At 70.7% G+C, this 5,612-nt stretch carries 3 protein-coding genes and 1 tRNA gene; 2 read left to right on the forward strand and 2 right to left on the reverse strand.

Annotated features, from left to right (window positions below; all coding sequences use genetic code 11):
* Window positions 1-85 precede the first annotated feature (85 nt).
* Window positions 86-1,489 (reverse strand): trigger factor, encoded by a 1,404-nt coding sequence (gene tig, locus L0B03_RS13145; protein WP_250446480.1) that lies wholly within the window; start codon window positions 1,487-1,489, stop codon window positions 86-88.
* Between the two features lie 190 nt (window positions 1,490-1,679).
* Window positions 1,680-1,753 (reverse strand) — tRNA-Pro (locus L0B03_RS13150).
* A gap of 488 nt (window positions 1,754-2,241) precedes the next feature.
* On the opposite strand from L0B03_RS13150, the gene L0B03_RS13155 reads away from it, so the two are divergent.
* Together L0B03_RS13155 and L0B03_RS13160 are read left to right on the forward strand one after the other, a co-directional pair.
* Window positions 2,242-3,813: a glycosyltransferase gene (locus L0B03_RS13155; RefSeq protein ID WP_250446483.1), complete on the forward strand. Its 1,572-nt coding sequence runs from the start codon at window positions 2,242-2,244 to the stop codon at window positions 3,811-3,813.
* Window positions 3,806-5,612, forward strand: a 1,807-nt coding sequence (locus L0B03_RS13160; RefSeq protein WP_250446486.1) for a glycosyl hydrolase, incomplete at its 3' end; no start/stop codon positions are given. The genes L0B03_RS13155 and L0B03_RS13160, both read left to right, overlap by 8 nt.

Genomic DNA, 5,612 nt, shown 5'->3' on the forward strand with positions numbered 1-5,612 from the left:
CTTCGCCCTGGTGATGCCCCGCCGACGCCGCAGGGCCCCGGCCGACGAGCGTCCGGGGCCCTGCGCGCAGTACGAGCGAGCTCGCTCAGGCCTTGGTGGCCTCGTCCTCGTCGGCCGGGGCCTCGTCGGTACCGTCGGCGTCGGCCTGGGCGGCCGCGACGGCGGCCTCGACCTCGGCCTGCGCGGCGGCGACGGCGTCCTGGGCGTCGTCCTCGTCCGAGCCGATGAACTCCGTCAGGTCGACCTCGGCGCCTGAGCCGTCCACGACCTTGACCTGGCGCAGGGCCACCGCGACGGCCTTGGAACGCCCGACCTCGGCGACCATGGCCGGGATCTGGCCCTGCTCGTCGACGGTCTTGATGAAGGTGTTCGGGTCCATCTGGTACTGCCGCGAGGCGTTGACCAGGTAGTCGAGCAGCTCGTTCTGGGCCACCTTGACCTCGAGCTTCTCGGCGAGCGTGTCCAGCAGGATCTGCGTCGCGAGGGCCTCGCGGGCCTGCTCGGTGACCTCGGTGCGGTGCTCCTCGTCCTCCAGGCGGCTCTCGGACTCGAGGTGACGGTGCACCTCGGCCTCGACGACCCCGTTCGGGATCGGGATCTCGAGGTCGCCCTGGAGCTTCTCGAGGAGCAGGTCCCGGGCCTGGACCGCCTGCTCGGAGGCCTTCGCCTTGCTGGCCTGCTCGCGCAGGTCCGCACGGAGCTCGTCGATCGTGTCGAACTCGCTCGCGAGCTGGGCGAACTCGTCGTCGGCCGTGGGGAGCTCACGCTCCTTGACCGAGGTCGCGGTCACCGTGACGTGGGCGTTCTGGCCCTCGCGGTCGCCCCCGGCGAGGGCGCTCTCGAAGGTGGTCGTCTCCCCGGCCGAGAGACCCACGAGGGCGTCGTCGAGCCCCTCGAGCATGTTGCCCGCACCGATCTGGTAGGAGATCCCGCTGACCGAGTCGACCTCCTCGCCGTCGATGGTCGCCTTGAGGTCGAGCACGACGTAGTCGCCCTCGACGGCCGGCCGGTCGATGCCGACCAGGGTGCCGAAGCGCTCGCGCAGCGCGTCCTGCCGCGCGTCGACATCGGCCTCGGTGACCTCGACGTCGTCCACCGTGAGCGTGAGGGAGTCCAGGGCCGGGAGCTCGATCTCGGGACGCACCTCGACCTGCGCGGTGAAGCTCAGGCCGCCCTCGGCGTCGGTCAGCGCGGGGATCTCGGTGACCTCGATCTCGGGCTGACCCAGGGGGCGCAGGTCCGCCTCGGTCACGGCCTGGCGGTAGAAGCCGGCCATGCCGTCGTTGACGGCGTGCTCGATGACGGCCGCGCGGCCGACCCGCTGGTCGAGGATGCGCGGCGGGACCTTGCCCTTGCGGAAGCCGGGGATCTGAACCTGCGAGCCGATGTGCTGGTACGCGTGGTCGATGCTCGGCTTCAGCTCGTCGTGGGACACCTCGACGGTCAGCTTGACCGTGGTGGCATCGATGGTCTCGACGGCGCTCTTCACAGCAGTGGTCTCCAACGGCTCGGATCGTCTCCACCGGGTCCTCCCGGCGGTGCGGGAGAGGGGACCGTTCGCCGATCCCCGCTCCAGGGGCGTGCAGGCACGCAGGAGCGGCGCGCACGGCCCGTCGATCCTACGGCACGCCCGTGCACGACGCCGACCTCGCCGCCGTGGGACCCGTACCGCCGCTGGGTCGGGATGACAGGATTTGAACCTGCGACCTTCCGCTCCCAAAGCGGACGCGCTACCAACCTGCGCCACATCCCGTGCCTGAGCAGCCTAGCCGCCCGTGCCCGCACCCGGAGCAGCGGCCCGCACCGCGGCAGGCACCGCGGCAGGACCGCGGCGGGCGCGGCTCCCGGACCGCGGATACCGGCCACGATCCACGCCCAGGCGCGCCCTCGCCACCTCCGCAGGACCGACGGCCGGCATCCACCCAAGATCGATCTCACATGCTGGCGTTAACTCTGTGCGCCATCTGCGTGAACGGGCACGCGAACTGTCCTGATTTGCCCGAGGACAGAACGGCCGATCCGGACACCCCCTCAAGATCACCCGATCCATGCCTTGACCTGCGTCTTGAGTTCCTCCACCCGGGGTCACAGTATGTGTGACACCGCCAGGAGCACCGGGCGGGACCGGTCCCCACGCGCCAGTGCCTGGCTCGACGGACCTCTGCCCGGGCCCTGCCCGAGACCCCTCGCCGACGGCGCCGAGAGAACCCACCAGCAACTCCGGCCCGCGAGGGGACACCTGTGTTCATCTTCCTGCTGCAAGTGCGGCACATGCTCGGCGACAGCAACGAGTACTACCTGTTCGCGGCCTTCTCCGCCCTGGTCTGGCTGCTCTGGATCCTCAAGGTCGTCCTGTCCCGGCGGTACCGGCCCGTGGTGGCCGAGCACCACGAGACCACCAGCGTCGTCGTCCCGGTGGTCGACGAGCCCGAGGACCTCTTCCGCGACGTGCTCGGCCGCATGGTCGAGCAGCAGCCGGGCGAGATCATCGTGGTGATCAACGGCGCCCACAACCCCGTCCTCGAGGCGGTGTGCGAGGAGTTCGCCCCCCTCGTCCGGTGGGTGCACACATCCATCCCCGGCAAGCGGAACGCCGTCAAGATCGGCACCGAGCTCTCGCAGTACGACATCACCGTCCTGGTCGACTCCGACACCGTGTGGACCCCTGGGGCCCTCGAAGAGCTCGTCAAGCCCTTCGCCGACGACCGCGTCGGCGGGGTCACGACCCGCCAGCGGATCCTCGAGCCCGAGCGCAGCTGGATCACCCGCTGGGCGGACTGGCTCGAGAACACGCGCTCGCTGTACTCGATGCCGGCGCAGAGCGTGCTCGGGCAGGTCGGCTGCCTGCCCGGCCGCACGATCGCCTTCCGCCGCAACATCCTCGTCCGGGTCATGGACAAGTTCATGACCGAGAAGTTCCTGGGCGTCTTCCTCGAGGTCTCGGACGACCGCACGCTGACCAACCTCACCCTCAAGGAGGGGTACCGGACGGTCTACCAGCACACGAGCCTCGTCTACACCGACGCCCCGCTCAAGATCAAGAAGCTGTTCAAGCAGCAGCTGCGCTGGTCGCGGGGATCGCAGTACAACACCCTGCGGATGATGCCCTGGATGCTCGGGCACGCGCCCTGGCTGGCGGTCTTCTTCATCGCCGACGTCCTGCTGCCGTTCCTGCTCATCGGCACGGTCGTCGGCTGGATCTACCGCGCCGTCTCGGGCACCGGGATCAACTTCTACCAGGCCATCCTCGAGACCTACGGCACCCAGGTCGGCTGGGTCTGGGTGATCGGGCTCATGATCGCCTCCTCGGTCCTCAGCATGTCCATCCGGCAGATCCGCCACCTGCAGGAGAAGCCTTCGGACTTCTTCCGCCTGCCGGTCTTCATCATCACCGCGACCTTCTTCCTCATGCCGATCCGTCTGATCGGCTTCTTCCGCCTGGGCCATGTCGCCGGCTGGGGCACCCGGGCCGGCGCCTACGCGGGCGGCGACGTCGAGCCGGTCGCGGACCGGTCCAGCAACGCGCTCCTGGACGAGCTCGAGGGACTCGGCCAGGACGCACCCGTCGACGTGGTCGACCGGACGGACGCGACGCACGGCACCGACCCAGCACTCGACCCCTCGCACGAGCAGACCGTCACCGGCCCGGACGGAGCCGCGGTCGCGACCCGCACCCGGCGCGAGACGCGCACGGCCCCTGCCCCGGCGGCGGCCGCCGCCCCCGCGAGGGCCCGGCGGTGGAACCCGCTCGCCGGCATCCCGTACCTGATCGGATTCACGATCTTCTTCCTGGAGGCACTCCTCTATGTCTGACACCACGACCACCCAGTTCCACCCGAACCAGTGGTGGACCAGCTCAGGTCTGAGCGCCAAGGGGAAGATCGGCACCGCTGCGGTGGCCCTGAGCCTGCTCCTGGTGACCGCCGTCGTGTGGACCTCGCCGTCCATCGACATCAGCTCGGCCGAGGAGCTCCTGAGCGTCGAGATGACCGAGGAGGAGCGTCTGCGCGCCGAGGTCGCCCAGCTCCGTGCCGAGCTCGACGCCCAGGACGAGAGCGACTACGTCGCCCTGCTCGAGCCGCCCGAGGAGGGCAAGGACTCCGGGGCTCTGCTCGCCCCTCCTGCCGCCTCGCGGTCAGGGTCCGGTGACGCCGGCTCCGCGGGCGGAGGCGCCACGACAGCAGGCTTCACGGGGTCCGGCACCAACCCGTCGGGGGCCTCGGGCTCAGCGGGCTCTGCGGGGGGCGGGTCCAGCTCCTCGGACGGCCCCGCCAACCCGAGCAACCCGTCCCTACCCGACGAGCCGAGCACCCCTCCGGCCACGCCGAGCAAGCCCGGTACGCCGAAGCCCGAGCCCGTGACCGCGCCGTCGAAGGCCGAGCTCCTGTCCCCCTCGGAGCGCTACTACGGGATGTACACCGAGCAGTCCCCGTTCAACTGGGCCGTGCTCGACGACGCCGCGAGCAAGACGGGCGTCCTGCCCGACCTCGTCGGCTACTTCGACGGCTGGGACCGCGACTTCCGGCCGCACGCCGTGACCCGCGCCTGGGAGCGGGAGATGCTTCCCGTCCTGACCTGGGAGTCTCGCCCGTTCTCGGCCGCGAACGACCAGGTCAGCGAGCCCGACTATTCCCTGCCCAAGATCATCGACGGCGAGTTCGACGCCTACCTGCGCCAGTACGCCCGGGACATCGCCGAGCTCGGCCTGCCGCTGGGCATCCGTCTCAACCACGAGATGAACGGCGTCTGGTACCCGTGGTCCGAGGTCGACGGCCGTGGCGAGTCGATCAACGGCAACAGCGAGGGCGACTTCGTCGCGATGTGGCGCCACGTGCACGACATCTTCTCCGAGGAGGGGGCCGGCGACCTCGTCATCTGGATCTGGGCACCCAACATCGTCAACAACCTGCCGACCACGCTGCAGGACCCCGCGACCCTCGAGGGCCTCTACCCCGGGGACGACTACGTCGACTGGGTGGGGCTCTCGGGCTACTACCGGCCTCCGTACCGCGCGGACCAGACCCCGACCTTCTCCTACACCTTCGACCGGAGCCTGGACCAGCTGCGCGACCTGACCGACAAGCCCATCCTGCTCTCCGAGATCGGCGCCTCCGAGGTCGGCGGGCAGAAGCCGGCCTGGGTGACGAGCTTCTTCGAAGGGCTCGCCCAGCCCGAGAACGCCGACGTGCTGGGGTTCGCCTGGTTCAACCTCGCAGTCACCACCTACTCGGGCGGGGAGCGGGTGACCAACGACTGGCGGGTCGACTCGCGGCGCGACTCCCTCGCCGCCTTCGTCCGTGGTCTGGCCGACCCCCGGACGAGGATGGGCGGGGCGCCCTACCCGGCCGTCTCCGCGGCCTCGGCCCCGGTCGAGGCCGTACCCGACGACGTCGAGGCCGCTGCGTCACCGGGGCTCCCGGCAGGCTCCTCGGTCGAGGAGGACGAGGCAGGGCCCGACGCCGGTCGGCCCGCCGGAGAGGTCGAGGGCGAGGATGCCCCGGCACCGGCCGACGAGGCCACGGCCTCGGACCGCGAGGGCGAGGACCAGGACGACGGAGGTGTCGCCCGCACCGGTGGCGAGGGGGCCGCCGAGGCCCCCGCACCGACCGCGA

The sequence above is a fragment of the Actinotalea sp. C106 genome (assembly GCF_023630195.1).
Taxonomy (GTDB): domain Bacteria; phylum Actinomycetota; class Actinomycetes; order Actinomycetales; family Cellulomonadaceae; genus Actinotalea.